Source organism: Microcystis sp. 49638_E5 (genome assembly GCF_021300285.1).
GTDB classification, from domain to species: Bacteria; Cyanobacteriota; Cyanobacteriia; order Cyanobacteriales; family Microcystaceae; genus Microcystis; species Microcystis aeruginosa_C.
The window spans coordinates 14,113-32,725 of the sequence record NZ_JAJTDH010000023.1 but is presented as its reverse complement, the minus strand read 5'-3'; the positions used below and the strand labels follow the sequence as shown (position 1 = coordinate 32,725).

Annotated in this window: 16 protein-coding genes; 8 read left to right on the top strand and 8 right to left on the bottom strand. The window is 42.0% G+C overall.

The window, feature by feature from the left end; translation table 11 throughout:
• Window positions 1-328: 328 nt before the first annotated feature.
• The 4 genes from LW728_RS08725 to LW728_RS08710 form a co-directional block, all read right to left on the bottom strand.
• On the bottom strand, window positions 329-2,017 hold the full coding sequence (locus LW728_RS08725; RefSeq protein ID WP_287766303.1) for a SulP family inorganic anion transporter: 1,689 nt from the start codon (window positions 2,015-2,017) through the stop codon (window positions 329-331).
• Window positions 2,018-2,145: 128 nt separating this feature from the next.
• Window positions 2,146-2,829, bottom strand: coding sequence for a Mo-dependent nitrogenase C-terminal domain-containing protein (locus LW728_RS08720; protein ID WP_002746178.1), 684 nt, complete (start codon window positions 2,827-2,829; stop codon window positions 2,146-2,148).
• A gap of 239 nt (window positions 2,830-3,068) precedes the next feature.
• The gene (locus LW728_RS08715) at window positions 3,069-4,454 is read right to left on the bottom strand and encodes a UDP-glucose dehydrogenase family protein (RefSeq protein ID WP_287766300.1); all 1,386 of its coding nucleotides are present in this window, start codon (window positions 4,452-4,454) and stop codon (window positions 3,069-3,071) included.
• Window positions 4,455-4,499: 45 nt separating this feature from the next.
• The gene (locus LW728_RS08710) at window positions 4,500-5,426 is read right to left on the bottom strand and encodes a UDP-glucuronic acid decarboxylase family protein (protein ID WP_002804188.1); all 927 of its coding nucleotides are present in this window, start codon (window positions 5,424-5,426) and stop codon (window positions 4,500-4,502) included.
• A 172-nt stretch (window positions 5,427-5,598) separates the two neighbouring features.
• Between LW728_RS08710 and polA the strand changes: the two genes are divergently transcribed.
• Genes polA through LW728_RS08695 form a run of 3 tightly spaced genes read left to right on the top strand, consistent with a single transcriptional unit; the run spans window position 5,599 to window position 9,004 of the window.
• Entirely contained in the window at window positions 5,599-8,469 is a 2,871-nt protein-coding gene (polA, locus tag LW728_RS08705) for a DNA polymerase I (protein WP_287766298.1), read from the top strand.
• A 4-nt stretch (window positions 8,470-8,473) separates the two neighbouring features.
• Window positions 8,474-8,719: an NDH complex assembly factor CRR9 gene (locus LW728_RS08700; RefSeq protein ID WP_002736270.1), complete on the top strand. Its 246-nt coding sequence runs from the start codon at window positions 8,474-8,476 to the stop codon at window positions 8,717-8,719.
• Window positions 8,720-8,755: 36 nt separating this feature from the next.
• The gene (locus tag LW728_RS08695) at window positions 8,756-9,004 is read left to right on the top strand and encodes a heavy-metal-associated domain-containing protein (protein WP_002781454.1); all 249 of its coding nucleotides are present in this window, start codon (window positions 8,756-8,758) and stop codon (window positions 9,002-9,004) included.
• 151 nt (window positions 9,005-9,155) lie between these two features.
• Here LW728_RS08695 and LW728_RS08690 read toward each other — a convergent pair whose 3' ends face one another.
• The 3 genes from LW728_RS08690 to LW728_RS08680 form a co-directional block, all read right to left on the bottom strand.
• Window positions 9,156-9,452 carry a nucleotidyltransferase family protein gene (locus tag LW728_RS08690; protein WP_002754691.1) on the bottom strand — a complete coding sequence of 99 codons (297 nt, stop codon included), beginning with the start codon at window positions 9,450-9,452 and terminating at the stop codon, window positions 9,156-9,158.
• Window positions 9,453-9,624: 172 nt separating this feature from the next.
• Window positions 9,625-10,212, bottom strand: a complete 588-nt coding sequence (locus LW728_RS08685; RefSeq protein ID WP_287766295.1) for a hypothetical protein — start codon at window positions 10,210-10,212, stop codon at window positions 9,625-9,627.
• Between the two features lie 9 nt (window positions 10,213-10,221).
• Window positions 10,222-12,873, bottom strand: coding sequence for an Eco57I restriction-modification methylase domain-containing protein (locus LW728_RS08680; RefSeq protein WP_287766293.1), 2,652 nt, complete (start codon window positions 12,871-12,873; stop codon window positions 10,222-10,224).
• 95 nt (window positions 12,874-12,968) lie between these two features.
• Here LW728_RS08680 and LW728_RS08675 point away from each other — a divergent pair, with 95 nt between their 5' ends.
• The 5 genes from LW728_RS08675 to LW728_RS08655 all read left to right on the top strand — a co-directional run bounded on the left by LW728_RS08675 (window position 12,969) and on the right by LW728_RS08655 (window position 18,192).
• On the top strand, window positions 12,969-13,121 hold the full coding sequence (locus LW728_RS08675) for a hypothetical protein (RefSeq protein WP_170863890.1): 153 nt from the start codon (window positions 12,969-12,971) through the stop codon (window positions 13,119-13,121).
• 158 nt (window positions 13,122-13,279) lie between these two features.
• Entirely contained in the window at window positions 13,280-13,819 is a 540-nt protein-coding gene (gene petC / locus LW728_RS08670; RefSeq protein WP_002781457.1) for a cytochrome b6-f complex iron-sulfur subunit, read from the top strand.
• Between the two features lie 43 nt (window positions 13,820-13,862).
• Complete coding sequence (gene petA / locus LW728_RS08665; RefSeq protein WP_002754684.1) at window positions 13,863-14,849, top strand: cytochrome f; 987 nt, start codon at window positions 13,863-13,865, stop codon at window positions 14,847-14,849.
• Between the two features lie 132 nt (window positions 14,850-14,981).
• Window positions 14,982-16,043 carry a mannose-1-phosphate guanylyltransferase gene (locus LW728_RS08660; RefSeq protein ID WP_287766289.1) on the top strand — a complete coding sequence of 354 codons (1,062 nt, stop codon included), beginning with the start codon at window positions 14,982-14,984 and terminating at the stop codon, window positions 16,041-16,043.
• A 499-nt stretch (window positions 16,044-16,542) separates the two neighbouring features.
• On the top strand, window positions 16,543-18,192 hold the full coding sequence (locus LW728_RS08655) for an ABC1 kinase family protein (RefSeq protein ID WP_287766286.1): 1,650 nt from the start codon (window positions 16,543-16,545) through the stop codon (window positions 18,190-18,192).
• Between the two features lie 12 nt (window positions 18,193-18,204).
• Here LW728_RS08655 and LW728_RS08650 read toward each other — a convergent pair whose 3' ends face one another.
• Entirely contained in the window at window positions 18,205-18,612 is a 408-nt protein-coding gene (locus LW728_RS08650; RefSeq protein ID WP_287766283.1) for a hypothetical protein, read from the bottom strand.
• Window position 18,613: the final 1 nt, after the last annotated feature.

Below are 18,613 nucleotides of genomic sequence, written 5' to 3'. Positions count from 1 at the left end.
CCGATGAAGACGCAAGGTTTTGAAGCACGATTCTCTCAAAATCTTGCACCTGTTTCGCGAGAAAAGCCACAAAACCCTTACCTTGCCTACATTTCACCTTTATTCAGCAGACCCTAAATAGGTTAGGGAAGTGGCTTTCGATTAATAATACTAAAATGAACAATAATCTAAAATCAAGCCGATAATGACTAAATGCAACCGACGGAAGCCCAACTTAGACAACTCTATCAGCTAATTTCAATAAAGTCCGAAAACTATGCACGGGTAGGTTCTTTATGGGAGGGGAGGTCGGCGATGACCTTCTCGACCCCTAATGATTTAGTATCAGTCAACGATTTTTAAAAGCTTCGATCGCCGCCGGCAAAGTATAGTAAATCCTCTCCTCGCTAATTTTATCTAACAAGCGGGAACGTTGCAATTCTAAGTACAGATCGTGTTTAACCCTAGCGAGGGCGAAAACTATACCCTGTCTTGATAATTCTGCTGCTAATTCCTCAAGAATCTCCACTGCTGTACTATCCAATTCCCCAAGGGCCTCCGTATTCAAGACAAACCATTCTACCGGTTTCGTCTCCCGGGCAATGGCACTGAGAGCGCGACGTTTAAAGTCGGCCGCATTAGCAAAAAATAAGGGGGCATCGTAACGATAGATAACCAACCCCGGTATTGTTTGCGCTTCCGGCCAATCCTGGAGTGCGTGTAAACCCATCACCCCCGGAACCGTACCCAAGACCGCATCATCAGGCCGAGTAATGCGGGCCAATAAATCGATAACCGAGAGACCGATGGCGATGGCAACCCCGCTTAAAATCCCCGTGGTTAGCACCCCCACCATGGTCAGGACAGCGAGATTAAACTCACTATTGCGAAAGCTTTTTAGTCGTTTAGCACCGGCAATATCCACCAGTTTACAGGCCGCATAAATCACCAGCGCACCCAAAGCGGCCTTGGGAAAGAGTGCCAGTATCGGACCGAGCAGGAAAATGACCGCCACCACCACCACTGCCACCACCAGGGAGTAAAGCTGACTTTTACTGCCCACGGAATCGCCCACCGCGGTGCGACTGGCGCTGCTGCTGATGGGAAATCCCTGACAAAAACCCGCCGCCAGATTCCCCAGTCCCAGGGCTAAAAATTCTTGATTGGCATCGATTTCTTGGTTATGGTGTCTGGCGAAGGCTCTAGCGGTCAAGACGTTATCGGAATAGCCCACCAGGGCAATGCCGACGGCTGCGGTCACTAGGGGTAGTAATTGGGAAAAATCTAGGGTTGGTAAGCCAAAATTAGGCAAAGTTTTGCTAATTTTCCCCACTACTGCCACCCCCTCTTGATCGAGATGGAGGGTGGCGACGGCGAGGGTTCCCAGTAAAACCGCCAGCAAGGGACCCGGTGCTTTGGGAAAATATTTTTGGATGACAAATAGAAATAGTAACAGCAATAGAGCTAGGCTAAGGGTTGGCCAGTGCCATTGGTTTATTCCCCGAAAAAAAGCTAAAATTTCTTTAAAAACCGTATTTTCACCGATTGACAAACCACTAATTTTACCCAGTTGTCCGGCAATCATGATCACCGCCACTCCCGCCATATAACCGATTAGGATCGGTTTGGAGAGTAAATTAGCTAGAAATCCCAAGCGGGCGATATAACCAACTAAACAGATTAAACCGACCATTAGGGCTAAAAAAGCCGCTAAACTGCCGTAATTTTCTCCTTGAAGGCTCACCATAGGTGCGATCGCTGCCGCCGTCATCACTGCCGTGGTCGATTCTGGTCCGAGGGATAGTTGCGATGAGGAGCCGAAAAGGGCGTAAACTAGGGCGGCCGGCACGAGAGTCCATAATCCCACCACGGGATCGACCCCGGCCAGGTCGCCGTAAGCCATACACTGGGGAATAGCGTAGGCCGCCACGGTGACACCAGCGAGTATATCTCGGCCCAGCCACTGCCATTGATAGGATCGCAGGTTTTTTAGCCCGGGTAAATCAGGAAAATCGACTCGTCGGGAGTTTTTACTCATAGTTTCTCTCTTAACGGCGACTTAACCTAATTTTAACGGAGGAATTAGCTAGGAAAAGCCCTTAGGTTGAGATATTTTCTGTCAGCAGGATATTTATACCATTTTAGCGGTAATTTTAGTTAAACTGGCTAAATATACTCGGAAATATCCTCTTGACAATCATCGGCTAAGTATGATAAAGCCCGGAAGCGTAAACCGACTAATTGCTCGTAGAGAGGATTTAACTTGCACAGGGGCGGAATATGGACTAATTTATGGCCAAACAGCACGATATCGCGTTCAAAAGGACATTGAGGCGGCACCATTTTGCAGATAAACCGGGCCAAGCGCGGATCGTGCATTTCCACCCCATCTAACCAGTCTTTGAGGGGATGCAGCAGATCCGGGTGGGGATGTTCGGCACTGATAAACTCGGATTTATTCGCTTCTGTGGTAATTTCGGGAATTTCACAGATAGTATGTTCTAAAGCTGACAGGGCCTCGATTTCTAACCCGAAAGCATCCCGATAACTACGCAGTAATTGCGCTTCTGCGGGGGAATAAATGCCATCGGCGATCGCTACCATAACCGCCGTGCGGAGGAAGTTTTCTGATATTTTGGGGTCATGACCGAAACTTGCGGCCAATTCTTCGGGACTAATCGACTGATAGAGAACGTGGTCGTCATCTAATTCTAATTCGTGAGCGAAACGGGCGATCGATTCCTGTTCGCTGGTGCTATAATCCCCATCACACCAGGCAATTGTCAGTAATCCCCGTAACCAGTCCCTAACTTGTTCGTTAGTGTAGCGGTATTGAACAGAGCTAACCATAGGTATTGCTAAAACTGATTTCTAGTTTCTCAATTCAATTCTACCTATCGCCCCCGGATTCTAGTAGCCCCGTTCACATCATGTAACTATAGCCAATAACCCTATGGTTAGCTAGGAATTTTTGGGTTTTCAGCTGGCATAATCGGGCAGTTTTCGCCCCTAAGAGCAGGGGTAAGGGTTGGTGCTTATTGTCCCTTCCCCAACCGCGTCATTCCTGCTGAAAAGGCGGATTCCTGGGATTAACGGCCAATACCGAGGTAACGGAAACCGGCTGCTGTCACCACCGCAGGATCGAGGAAATTGCGACCATCAATTAACACGGGTTCGCGCATGGTTTTAACCATTTTGCCGTAGTCGAGACGGAGAAATTCTTGCCATTCCGTCACCACCACCAAAGCGTCACAACCATCGGCCAATCTTTCTGGATCCGATTCGATAATCACACCGCTTAAACCGTGACTTAAACCACTTTGGGAAACGATCGGATCATAAGCTTTTACCTTAGCACCTAAACGATTTAACTGTTCGATCATGGTTAAAGCCGGAGCATCGCGCATATCATCGGTATCGGGTTTAAAAGTTAATCCCAACAAACCGACGGTTTTACCCTTGAGGATTTTTAATTCCTGTTGCAGTTTTTCGATCGCAATTGTCCGTTGACGTTTGTTAACATTGATAGCGGCGTTAAGTAATTCCGTTTCGTAACCGTAGTCTTCTGCGGTATGTACCAAAGCCGACACATCTTTGGGGAAACAGGAACCCCCCCAACCGATCCCGGCCGAGAGGAACTTGCTGCCGATACGGGAATCTAAACCGATACCTTTAGCCACTTGGGTGACATCGGCCCCGACGCGATCGCAGATATTAGCTACTTCGTTAATAAAGCTAATTTTGGTGGCTAGGAAGGCATTAGCGGCGTATTTAATCATTTCCGCCGAACTGAGATCCGTAACCACCACGGGAACGGGAGGCAAGGAGGGATCGTCAGCGAATTGGCGTTTAACCAAAGGAGCGTACAATTCCTTCATCATTTCAATGGCTTTCGGGTTATTACTGCCTAAAACAATGCGATCGGGGTTAAAAGTATCATAAACTGCCGAACCTTCGCGTAAAAATTCGGGATTGCTGACCACATCGAAATCCGCTTCGATGCGTTCTAGTGTACTAATACCGCCAACCGCAGCTACGAGATTTTTTTGTCTTTCGGCCACGCCATCGAGGACGATCATCCGTACCCAATCCCCAGAACCGATGGGAACGGTCGATTTATTGACGATTACTTTATAACCACCGTTGAGATGGGCCCCAATACCCCGGGCCACCGCTTCCACATAACGAGTGTCACTTTCTCCCGTGGGTAGTGCAGGTGTACCAACAGCGATAAAGAGAATTTCACCGTGTTTAACTCCCGCTTCTAGGTCCGTGGAGAATTCCAGATTGCCAGAGGCTGCCGAAGACTGCATTAATTCTGATAACCCCGGTTCATAGATGGGAGATTGTCCCGATTTCATCAATTTGACTTTTTCTTCATTGTTGTCAATACAGATGACATGATGGCCGATATGTGCTAGGCAAACCCCCGTGACTAAACCCACATAACCGGTTCCGATAACACAAACACGCATGATAATTACTCCAGTGACAATTAAGTTAAATTTATTGATTAGGGATTAGCTGAGACGAGAACGGAAATCCTCGATCGTCATTTTTAAACCCTGACTTAGAGGAATAGTTGGACTCCAATCCAGATAGGTTTTAGCACGAGTGATATCTGGTTGTCGTTGCTTGGGATCATCTTCCGGCAGTGGTTTATAGACCAATTCGGCCTCGGGATTAATCATGCCTTGGATCACTTGCGCTAATTCCAGAATTGTGTATTCGTCGGGATTGCCGAGATTAACTGGCCCGATAAAGTCCCCATTCATCAAACGCATTAACCCTTCCACCAGGTCAGAAACATAGCAAAAACTGCGGGTTTGGGAACCTTGACCATAAACCGTCAGGGGTTCACCGCGCAAAGCTTGCACGACGAAATTACTCACCACTCGACCATCGTTTTCCAGCATTCGCGGGCCGTAGGTGTTGAAAATCCGGGCCACCCGGATATCGACCTTATGCTCCCGATAATACTCAAAAGCCAGGGTTTCCGCCACCCTTTTACCCTCGTCATAACAGGAACGCGGTCCAATGCAGTTGACATTACCTCGATATTCTTCCGTTTGGGGATGCACATCGGGATCGCCATAGACTTCTGAGGTAGAAGCGAGCAAAAATCGCGCTTTTACCCGTTTAGCTAGGCCCAGCATATACATAGTCCCTAAAACATTGGTTTTAATCGTTTTGACGGGATTATATTGATAGTGGATTGGGGAAGCAGGACAGGCCAGGTGATAGATTTGATCGACTTCTAAACGGATCGGCTCGGTGATATCGTGACGAATTAGCTCAAAATAAGGATTTCCTAGCCATTTAACGATATTTCGGCGCGTCCCCGTGTAGAAGTTATCCAGACAGATCACTTCATGACCCTGTTCCATCAAGCGATCGATTAGATGGGAACCAATAAAACCCGCACCGCCTGTAACTAGGATTCTCATGTAATCGAAAAGTACTCATCTAAAATTATTATTAAAATACCCTTACGCTGGCTTTTTGGCAAATATTTTTTTTGACAGGGTGTTATCAGCGATCGCCGATTCAAGGCTAATGGCTGAATAATGGCTCGGTAATCCTTAAAATGGAAATAACACGCAAATTTGAGGCTAGATTATGAACAGTGGCGAGCAAAATAAGCTATTTATCCTGATCGATGGGCATTCTTTGGCTTTTCGTGCCTATTATGCCTTTGCTAAGTCTCGCTCTGGTCCTCTGCGTACTTCTAGCGGCATTCCCACCAGTGTTTGTTTTGGGTTTTTAAATTCTCTGCTGCAGTTACTAGAAACTCAAAAACCCACTTATTTAGCAGTTGCTTTTGATTTAGCAGTCCCTTCTTTTCGCCATGAAGCTGATGTCAATTATAAGGCTAATCGGCAAGAAACTCCCGAAGAATTTCGCCCCGATTTAACTAATCTGCAAAGTCTCTTGACAGTGATGAATATTCCTATTGTGACTTCCCCCGGTTACGAAGCAGATGATGTTTTAGGAACTTTGGCAAAACAAGCCGGTGATCATGGTTATACTGTTAAGATTTTAACAGGCGATCGAGATTTATTCCAATTGGTAGATGAGGAGAAAAAAACCACGGTTCTCTATCTGGATATTAATGCGGTAAAAAGTACATCAGGACAGGGTTATACAGAATTTAATTCCCAAGCTGTCACGGAAAAGTTAGGGGTGACACCAAAACAGGTAGTAGATTTTAAAGCTCTTTGCGGTGATAAGTCTGATAATATCCCCGGGGTGCGCGGAATTGGCGAAAAAACAGCGATAGATTTATTAAAAAAATACGATAACTTAGAGGATATATATACCAATCTGGAATCGATTAAGGGAATGGTAAAAACTAAATTATTAGAGGGAAAACTCGCCGCAGAAAGTTCTCGCTATTTAGCCAAAATTGCCCTTGATGCCCCCGTTAGTCTCGAAGAGGATAAATTTCGTCTCCGAGGTTTTGATCGGCGTTTAGTTAAACCTTTATTGGAAAAATTAGAGTTAAAGAAAATTCTCCAGAAACTCGATCAAATTCAACAGCATCTAGGTGGCACTCCTACCCTAGAATTAACTAGCGATGCTGATTCTAATCAATTGTCTCTGTTTGATTTACCCCCTATTTCTCCACCGGTTCTAATTGCTCCCGACATTATTGATACTATTCCTAAGTTAGATGCTTTACTGGCAAAATTAACAACTTTCACTAATCCACATTTTCCCGTCGCTTGGGACACCGAAACCACGGATTTAAATCCTCGTGTAGCCAAATTAGTCGGGATCGGTTGCTGTTGGGGAAAAGAATTAAATTCTATGGCCTATATTCCCATAGGCCACCAGAGCGGTGATAATTTAAATCTAGAGATAGTTCTCGAAAAATTACGCCCAATTTTAGCCAGTGATAATTATCCGAAAGTCTTCCAGAATGCGAAATTTGATATTGATGTTTTTTATCATCAAGGAATTACCGTTAAAGGTCTAGTTTTTGATACTATGGTGGCTAGTTATGTCCTCCATCCCGAACTAACTCATAATCTCGAAGATTTGTGCGATCGCTATTTAGACGGTATCACTTCCCTTAGTTATAAAAGTCTCGGTATTCCTACGGGAAAAACCATCGCTGATTTAGATATTGCCACTACTGCTACCTACTGCGGATTAGATGCCTACGCTACCTATTTACTTCGAGAAAAATTACAGGCAGAATTAACTAAAATTCTCCCTTTGTATCAATTATTCTCTGAAATAGAATCTCCCTTAGTGATGGTGCTGTGGCAGATGGAAAATTATGGTATAAAAATTAATATCAATTATCTAAAAAACTTATCCCAGCAACTAGAAAGAGACCTAGCAGACATAGAAAAAAAAGCTTATGAATCCATCGGAGAAACTTTTAATCTTAGCTCTCCTAAACAGTTAAGTGAAATCCTCTTTGATCGATTAGCACTCAACCGCAAAAAATCCAGAAAAACTAAAACAGGTTACTCCACCGATCAAAGTGTTTTAGAGAAACTACAAGGCGATCATCCCTTAATTGATTATATCCTTGAACATCGCACCTTATCTAAATTAAAATCCACCTATGTGGATGCTTTACCGAAATTAGCCGAACCAAAAACCGCAAGAGTGCATACGGATTTTAATCAAACCATCACCAGCACCGGACGCTTATCATCCTCCAATCCTAACCTACAAAATATCCCCATTCGCAGTGAATTTTCCAGGCGAATTCGTCAAGCTTTTATCCCCGAAGATGGTTACTTATTGGTGTCAGCGGACTACTCACAAATCGAGTTAAGAATTCTCGCTCATCTCAGTCAAGAACCAGTTTTATTAGAAGCGTATCGTAGTAATCAAGATGTTCATAAAGTCACCGCTCAATTGCTCTTTGATAAAGGGGAAATTACCCCCGAAGAACGCAGTTTAGGAAAAACAATTAACTTCGGAGTTATTTATGGCATGGGAGCGCAAAAATTCGCCCGTGAATCGAAATTAACCGTAGAACAGGGCAGAAAATTTATTGAAAAATATCATCAACGTTATGCCCAAGTATTTGAGTATTTAGAGAATAGTAAAAAACAAGCAATTGCTCAGGGATATGTGGAAACAATTTTGGGCAGAAGACGTTATTTTAACTTCGATAATCCCCTCTTAAAAAGACTGCGGGGACTGTCCTTACATGACATCGATTTAGATAGCCTCAAACTCAACAACGAGGAAGCACAATTATTAAGATCGGCCGCTAATGCGCCCATTCAGGGTTCCAGTGCTGATATTATTAAAGTAGCGATGGTAAAATTGGCCGAGGTACTGCAAAATTATCGAGCGAGATTACTGCTGCAAGTCCATGATGAATTAGTCTTGGAAGTACCGAGGGAAGAATGGCCATCCCTAGAGTCAAAAATCAAGACGACTATGGAAGAAGCTGTCTCCTTGACGATCCCTCTCTTGGTAGAAATAAAAGCCGGTGACAATTGGATGGAAACCAAATAAAACTATGATCGAAAACAGACAATTTTTAACCCCAGAAGAATCCGCAGATGTGGACGCTGCCCTCTTGACTTCTCCCGAAAAATTCCTGACTCGTTTAACGATTTCTTCCCTACGCTTACTAAAAATAATCGCCGAAGATACGGGAGTAACCCTAGAAGAACTAACCCATAAACAGGTCATTCAATGGCTAGAAAAAGATAGTAAACTGCGTCGGGAACAGGGGATCGAAGCGGCAGTGCTGAAATGGTAAATAAACTCTTAAAAAATCAGCTACCCCTGACAATTTATGCTAGTTTTTAGCTATAAAGTTACTGGAGTTACAACAATGACAATTACCCTAAAAGTGCCTAGTATTGCCTGTGAAGGTTGCGCTAATACCATTACTAAAGCGATTAATAATCAGCAACCAGCAGCCCAAATATCGGTGGATGTAGCCAATAAAATCGTCACGGTAGAAACCACCGCATCCCGCGCAGAAATTGCCCAATGGATCAGCGAAGTCGGCCATACTGTTGAGTCTAGCAGTGAGGGTTGACATTCTCCCCCGTTAAAAATAAACCTCTGGTAAAAATCAACAATTGTCGTGATTATTGTTGAATGTCATCTCGAATACTGCTCGACTGACACCTTCCACAAAGCTAAGTGCTTTATTTGCTGTGTCAATCATGTGTTCAACATACACTTGATTATCTTTTTGCGACATAACACACCTCTGCTGTTGCTAAAACACGCTCACGAATATGATGATTAAGAGATTTGATGGTAACGAGATCAATAGTACGTCCATCAAATAATTGAGATAATTCTTCTTGAATTTGATGAAGTTTGAAAAAACTAGGGGTAAAACCAAGTTCAAACTCAACGAGCAGATCAATATCACTATCTGCGGTGAAATCATCTCGTAAAACTGAACCAAATAAGGAAAGTTTATGAATATGCCAATGTTGGCAAAGTTGTGAGAGTTTTTCTTGAGGAATTTTCATATTTTTGTGTTGATCAGATTAGGTTTACTCCCAAGCTTTCTAATTGTTGGTTTATCCGAGCAGTTGCCGTTTCTTCATCGGTTTCTAATAAAGGGTCTATTTAGAGATTTTTTGCAACTTCATCCCTATTTTTCTCATTTTTGAACTCTCAAAAATTAATTATCCAAGAAGTCTAATCGAAGATTTTAACCGCGGCTAAAACTTCTTCTTTGAGCATAAGTATAGCTTCTGTCATTGCGTTTGTTAGAGAATCAATATCTTTTAGGACATCACCTGAATATCCATTATTAAGTGCAATATGAGCGCGAGGCCAAACATCACAATGAGGCCAAGAAGCATCTGAACATTCAATGTGAAGGTGTAAGCTTTGTTTATATTTAGCATGAGCAGCATCATCAGGTTCATTAGGATCGCAATGAAGTAAACAAAATTCTTTTTCTGCTGGTTCTGGTAAGGTTTTATCAATGATATAAAAATGAAGATAAGCACGGTCTAGATAAAATTTTTCTTTTTTGCCTTGATAGGTTTTATACCATCTTTCATAATAGGTAGCTTGTAAGTCAGGGACAAAAGTTTTAAAACGGCTCTCAGTATATTGATTCGTTGTTGATTGATAAGTATCTTTGACAGACGCAACATATTCGTCACCTTTACTAACAGGTTGAACAAATAGATTATTTTTTAAAACAAGTGGACTTAGCATCTTTTTAATTAATTGACGACGCTTGTTCAAATCTTGAGAGTTTATTTCAATTCTCATCTTTTGTATTCATACACCATAAATAGAACAATCTTCTTCAGTAAATCCGTAAAGCTTAGAGACAGCTTTATCAATTTCAATTTCAAGTTGAATTGCTTCTTTTCCTGATGCTAAAAAACGCTGATCAACAAGACGTAAAAGCTGAGACATATCAAAGGATGACACTTTTGTTGGATCAGGAACAGGAGTTTTTAAAAGCGTTTTTGGTTCTAACATTGAGTAACCACTACCATATTTATGCGAATGTTCAGAAATATAGCGATAGCAAATACTAGAATTCAAAATTGCGACAAAATACCGCAGTAAATCACTCTCCAGTTGACGATCTTTAGGATAAATAATTGGGGAACGAATAACAGCAAACTTGCCTTCAATATCAAGGGAAAAACGAGGCATAATTGACAAATGGGGACTAATAATTTTAGGTCTAAGTAAATAATCACAACGGGGGCTATCTAATTGCCACCATGATTTATTTTCCTTTTTTACGGCGTAACGAGATTCTAACATTTCTTGATGTAGTAACAAATATTTCCAAGTTTTGGGATATTTATTTCTAATCTCATCCTCTTCCAATAATTTTTCCTCAAAATAAGGATAAAAAAGATATTGACTAACTTTCTGAGGAGTAGTATAAACTTCCATTTCTCGATCAGATAAATAAGGAATAAAAATAGCTTCCTCTCCTTTAGGAATATGAGATTTGGATACAATAAATACCTTGTTGTTGCCAGTTTGCACTCCAACGCGAATATTCATAAACTCTGAAAGTTTTGGTAAAGTTTCTAGCTTTTGTTGAATTCGAGCAATTGAAGGAGGTTTGATCAACCAGTCTTCCCCATTAAAAGCATTTTGAGGAACTTTAAAAACACTGTAAAATTGACTTTCTACTTCCCTTCCTTCTACAACATCTTGTAAAGCACGTCCCACTAATTCTTGACAATGAGAAATCGTCGCTAAAGGTTCTGGTTGTACATTAAATCGCTTCTGAAAAATGAGAAGAACAATGTAAGTATCTACTTGACCAAAAATTGGGATAGCAGATAGATCAACTAAGCAACGAATCCAAGCTTCTTGGGTGATAAGTTGACGAATTTTAGCATCACTTTTTGACAAAAGAAATTTATGAGGTAAAACAAATAATCCATAACCACCCGGTTTTAATACTTCTAATGCTATTTTGATAAAAGCTAAAGATAAATCAATTCTTCCCCTTCCATCATCTCCCATAAATTGTGCAATTCTTTTTCTCATTGCTTCTGTTTGATCCGACAAAGCAACAAAGGGGGGATTAGTAATAACTGCACTAAAACTCTCTTTTAATTCGGGATGATCTTGATAGTATTGAATTGACTCTGCTGTTTTAATGGATAATTGTGACGGTAATTGATCTGTCAAAACTAAGTGAAGAAGTGAAAGAGATAAAAGTGCCGCTTGACAAGCATTAGGATCAACATCCAATCCAAAAACATTCTGAAAAGCTGATTGAATCAATTCAGTTGTAACTTCTCCCTGCATAGGATCACACTGAATTTCTAATAAAGTTCTTACAAAGATTCCTGAACCGATAGCAGGTTCTAACGTTTTTAATTGTTGAAATTCAATGGGAGGCATTTGTTCCCGTAGATACCGAGCAAAAAACCTCGCAATAAATTGAGGAGTATAAATACTTCCATAAGCTTTATTTCTCTGCTCTGTTGGTAGGGGGGGAAATAAGCTTAGTTGATCGGATTCTTCAACTCTTAAAATACTGGTATATCTTTCATAAATTCGACTAAGAGCGTGTTTAGAAATGAGAGAAAAATCATATTCGTAAGGTCTTGCAGATTTAATTCTATAAAAATCCTGCAGCAAAGCTTTCACAGTTTGAGTATTTAAACTATCAAAAGCACTGAGTAAGGAGCGATCAATTAAATACTCAGGTATGTTAGTTTGTCCAAAATCTTCAAGAGTTTTAAGAATTGACTCTCGAATGGTTAAGGAATTGCTGTTATTTTTTAAGAAGGTTTCAAATAGGGTATTTGAATTAGAACATTCGTCATACCTTTGGGGATCTGAGCGGCGATAATTATCTTCAACGGCTCTCGTAAAAATAATAGCATTAAACAAAGCCGAAAACTGTTGATTAGATATATTTTCTTCCATTTCGGCATATAGATTTCGCTTCCAGAATGAAATCGTTTCAATCAAAGCATCATCCAAAGCAGGAAGATTAGGATGATGGCGTTGCCCTGAAATGGCTTCAAATACTCCGCTTCTGAGATTGTCTAAATTTTCGCGAGAAATTGGATATGATTTTGCAATTTTTTCTGGGCTACATCTGTTAAAAACATAAAGGATTTTCTCGGATTCAACTTGAATATGCCAGTCAAGTAAATTATTATAGGAAATGCCCAAAAGATTTTTTTTCTGAGTATAATTAAGGTCGGCATAGGGTCTTTTCAAAAAAGTAATAACAGCCTGATGTTCTAATCCATGTTCAACAATAAGATGAGCATTGGCAAAATCATTCGTTGATGGAATATCTAAGCTATCACTGGGTGTCCATTCAAAATTATAGGCAAAATCATTAAGTATTTTCCTAGTACGATCTACAGTCAGCAATGTCGATGACGATGGTGCTGTCAGTTCCATTACTATACTGTAAAGATTTTGTACCATGACAACGATTATCCTTGCTATCGAAACTTTATATCTCCATCAAACAAATGTATCATACTCAGGCAGAATTAGAAAAGTATTTTGACTAGGTTGTTATGGTCATTTCTTTGATGACCGTTAATGGCGATCGCATTTGGGGCAGCTTTGCCGTTCCCATTCTCCCAACTCCCACAAAGCAGCAATCTTCAATCTCTTACCACAGTTCCGACATTGAGACAATTGGGGAAGTGAGGGCAAAGATTAACTGATGGCTGTGGCAATTGTCCGTGACTCAATATCTGTAATAATCTAATACAGCCCTTGTAAACCTTCTTTAAGCTCTGGGTTTTCGTCTTGATCGAGATGCACAAAATCGCCCTTAGATGAGAATTAGTTTACAAAAATTTACATTTGGAGATAAGGAGCAATGAGTCAAGTTTCCGGTACAGATGTTCCCGATTTGGGTCGTCGTCAATTTATGAACCTGTTGACCTTTGGTACAATTACCGGAGTAGCAGCGGGGGCTTTGTATCCGATTGTTAAGTATTTTATTCCCCCCTCGGCCGGTGGTACGGGTGGCGGTGTCACCGCAAAAGATGCCCTAGGCAATGATGTGATTGTCAGTCAATTTCTGACCAGCCATAACGCTGGCGATCGCACATTAGCCCAAGGCTTAAAAGGCGACCCCACCTATTTAGTCGTCCAAGAGGACAAAACCCTGGCCAACTACGGAATTAACGCCGTCTGTACCCACTTAGGTTGTGTGGTGCCTTGGAATGCCAGCGAAGAAAAATTCATGTGTCCTTGCCACGGTTCCCAGTACAATGCCGAAGGAAAAGTAGTTCGCGGTCCAGCGCCTCTATCCTTAGCCCTCGCCCATGCCAACGTCACCGATAATGATAAAGTCGTCTTCTCCACTTGGACGGAAACCGACTTCCGCACCGGCGAAGAACCCTGGTGGTCCTAGATTATTCAATGTGACGAGATTTGGAATTATTCAACCGATAGAGATGAGAACATTCAACTTTTTAAGCTTCCCGCAAGTCCACAGACAGGCCCTAGTGAAAGCCGTCCTCGTGGCGATCGCTACCGTTTCCCTACTCCTAACCAGCGATGTCATTAACCCCCAATCTGCCCAAGCATATCCTTTTTGGGCGCAACAAACCGCCCCAGAAACCCCCAGAGAGGCCACAGGTCGGATTGTCTGCGCGAACTGCCATTTAGCCCAAAAACCCGCCGAAATTGAAATCCCCCACTCGGTATTACCCGATAGCGTCTTTGAAGCAGTGGTAAAAATCCCCTACGATCCCGCCAGTCAACAGGTGTTAGGCGACGGATCCAAGGGGGGTTTAAACGTCGGTGCAGTCTTAATGCTACCAGATGGTTTTAAAATCGCGCCCCCCGATCGCATTCCCGAAGAAATGCAGGAAAAACTCGGTGGAGTCTATTTCCAATCCTACAAAGAAGGTCAAGATAACGTGGTTATCGTCGGCCCCTTACCCGGGGATCAATACAAAGAAATCGTTTTCCCCGTCCTGGCCCCCGATCCTAGCCAAAATAAAGGTATTCACTTCGGTAAATATGCTGTGCATTTAGGGGCCAATCGTGGTCGCGGTCAAGTGTACCCCACCGGTGAACCGAGCAATAATAACGCTTTCAAAGCTTCTACCGCAGGTACAATTAGCCAGATCAGCAAAACCGAAGCCGGTGGTTATGAAGTCACCATCACTTCCGAAGCTGGCCCCGTGGTGGAAAATATTCCCGCGGGACCTGAATTAATCGTCTCGGAAGGTCAGGCCATCGAAGTGGGACAATTTTTAACCAGTAACCCCAATGTCGGCGGTTTTGGTCAAAAAGAGACGGAAGTTGTCCTGCAAAATCCCGGCCGGATCAAAGGATTAGTTTTATTCCTCGGTGGTATTATGCTCTGCCAAATCCTCTTAGTGATTAAGAAAAAACAAGTGGAAACAGTACAAGCGGCCGAAATGAATTTCTAATCGCAATATTTCGGTTATTTTTGCTAGAAAGCGGGTTATTTGCCCGCTTTTTAGCTTTGGGTCGGGAAAACGCTCACCCCTCGCTGCCGTCTGATACAATCGGTTCAACTTAACCGATAAGTGTCAATTTTTATGAATCAGTCGCTTGTTCCAGTCATTCTCGCCGGTGGTAAAGGGGAACGTTTTTGGCCCCTCAGTCGTCTAGCGCGTCCGAAACAGTTTCTCTGTCTTGATGGTAGTGGTCGCAGTCTTTTACAAGCAACGGCCGATCGTCTATTATCTTTAGCGGCAGGTTGGGAAAATCTCTGGGTAATTACCGCTAGTGCGATCGCTGATGGTGTCCGCGAACAACTCCCCGATTTACCGGAGAGTAACCTATTAGTGGAACCGGTGGGCAAGGATACGGCCCCGGCTGTGACTTGGGCCACCTTAGAAGTGATAAAACGTTATGGTAAGGAAGTGGCGATCGGTTTTTTTCCTGCCGATCATTATATTGGTGATCAAGAGGCTTATATTAACACTTTAAAAGCGGCCGTAGAAGTGGCCGTCAGCCAAAAAGCGATCGTTACTTTAGGGATTAAACCCGATTATCCCTCCACCGGTTACGGTTATATCGAACAGGGAGAAAATCAGGGCGAATTTAATGGTTTACCCGTCTATAAAGTGAGTCGTTTTACGGAAAAACCCGATCGCACCACGGCCGAAAAATTCCTAGAAACGGGACTTTTTAGCTGGAATAGCGGAATGTTTATCTTTCAGGGACAAGTGGTTTTAGAGGAGCTAAAAACCCACGCTAATAATATTTTACAGCCTCTGATCGATCGGGGCATCGCTGCCTATGAGGATTTAGAGAAAAAAAGTATCGATTATGCTTTGATGGAAAAAACCCAACTCGCTTACGTTTTACCCGCTAATTTCGGTTGGGATGATCTAGGAGATTGGAATTCTCTGGAAAGATTACTAGAAGCAAAGGGCAAAAATATTGAACTGGCCAATCATGTCGGTTTGGACACGGAAGGGGCTATTATCTATGCTAGTGATGAGGAAGAAGTGATCGTTACTATTGGTTTAAAAGATCTGGTAATTGTTCGCGACGGTAAAGCGACTCTCGTTGTCCACAAAGATCGTACCCAAGATATTAAACAAGTTCTCAAGCACTTACAAACCGATCCCAAATTAAAGAAATTGTTATAGGATCGATATTAGTTACCAGCTTTTTCAGTAATCAGTAAACAGTAATCAGTGAAAAGACAGTAGGAAACTTCTATTTAATACTGCTAACTTAAAACTCAAATCTGATCACTGATAACTTACCCACTGATAACTGATAACTGATAACTGATAACTGAAAGGGGTACATCTCATTTTTGTAAATCTACTAAGTTGGGATTTTTTAAGGGAAACTTCCTACTAAAATCGGGCGTTACTTTCGGTTTTATCGCTCAATCCAAGCTTTTGGGGGGTTCTACCCCCCAAACCCCCCGTCGGGGGACGAAGCGCCTCCCCCGAACCCCCTGCGCATTAGTTTTTCGGTGGGATGCTTACACGCAGCTGCTGATATATCTGTAATAATTTAAGAGTCACTGATAATTGCTGATTATCGGTATTTCTGCAAATGTGGGATGCACCCATCGATAAGTACCTAACTTACCCACTGATAACTGATAACTGATAACTGATAACTGATAATACCGTGTTCTCACTCCCCCAAACCAGTCAAAGACAAAAAGAAATCCTGGAGATAGTTCTCGGCAACGGTTGGGACTATATGCGCGGGGTTTTAACCCTAGGAAAAACAGAAAATCCCCAGATTCCCACCCCAGAAGTTCTCAAAAAAATCCTCGTGGAATTGGGGCCTTTTTATGTCAAATTGGGACAGTTACTTAGTACCCGTCCCGATCTGCTACCTGCTAATTATATCGAGGCTTTAACTGCCCTACAAGCGCAAGTTCCTCCCGTTGCTTGGACAGATATAGAAATAGTCATCACCGAACAGTTAGCAAAACCGATCGAACAGGTATTTAAATATATTAATCCCCAACCGATCGCCGCGGGATCGATCGGGCAAATTCATCGGGCAACTTTATTATCTGGGGAGGAAGTAGCGATTAAAGTCTTGCGTCCGGGGATTGAAAAAATTGTCGCCCAAGATAGTGCCTTAATTAAGGTAATTGCTGATTTAGTTGCCCTCACAGAATTTGGTCAAAGTTACGACGTTGTTAACTTAGCAGAGGAGTTTATTAAAGCAGTCAATGCGGAATTAGATTTCACTCAAGAAGGTCATTATACTGACCAATTACGCTATAATTTAACCCAGAGTCGGTGGTCAGAACCAAAACAGTTAGTTATTCCTAAAATTTATTGGCACTTAACTAATTCCAAGCTATTAGTGTTAGAATGGTTAGAAGGAAAACAAATTTTAGAGGCCGATGTTTCTAGACCGCCAACTGAGCAAGCAATTTCCCAAAGAAAAAGCGAAATAACTAGAATTTTGTTTCGGTCATTTTTTCAACAAATTTATATTGATGGCTTCTTTCATGCCGATCCTCACCCGGGTAATATTTTCTATCTTGACGATGGTAGAGTAGCTTTAATTGACTGTGGTATGGTGGGCAGATTAGACCCACAAACTCAACAAATTTTAACAGAATTGTTATTGGCAATTGTTGACTTAGATGCGAAAAGATGCAGTCAACTAACTATTAAACTGTCCGAGTTAGTAGTCCCGATTACTTTAGTCCAATTAGAGGTGGATTATGAGCGGATGCTGCGAAAATATTATAACCTCAATTTAAATCAAATTAACTTTAGTGAGGTGGTTTATGAACTTTTGCAAATTGCCCGTCGCAATAGAATTAAACTTCCGGGTAATTTAGGTTTATTTGCCAAAAGTCTCGCTAATCTAGAAGGAACTGCCCGAAAATTTAATCCTGATATTAATATCCTCGAGGAAGTCAAACCGCTATTAACTAATATTCTCGAACAACAGTTAATCGGTAGCACTCCCCTACAAACTGCCCTAAGAACAGTTTTAGACTTGAAATCTTTTTCCCTGAAATATCCCCGTCAAATCGAAGTTTTACTAGATGGTTTAACCTCGGAAACTTTAAATGTTAATCTGAAAATTCGCGACTTAGATAATCTCCGTCGCAGTTTAGATAATTCCGCCAATCGACTAGCTTTTAGTGTAATTATTGGTTCCTTAATTATCGGGGCTGCCATCGTCACAGCCAGCGCCCAATCTCGGCAATTAACTATTATTAGTACCGTATTATTTGCTACAGCTAGTTTTATCGGTTTATGGTTAGTTATCGGTATCCTGCGATCAGGAAGATTGCGCTAGAAATTATCGCCATTAAATTAAGATTTGTTGTTGTAAAAATTTCGCCCACCGACTGGCCAATTCAACTTCAGTAAAAGGAATTTTTTCAGGCGATCCCTCCTTAAAAATAAATTCTAGAAAAGGGGAACCCTGCGGGGGAAGAGCATCTAAATCCACCACTTGATTATTAACTAACAAACGGATTTCTTTGACCTCCTCTAGGGAAAAAGTTTGTAAATTAATCACTCCCTTACGAGTTGGTTTTCCCCAAGTGATAATTTTATCTTTTTGACCTAAGACAGAATATATATCATACTTAGCTCGATCGAAGTTTTCCGCCCATTGTCGATAGATTTCCACTTTTTGGTATTCATTCCAACCACTCCAAGCCAACCAAATAAACAGAATTAATAAAGGTGTCCACAATAAACCGCGTTCCATA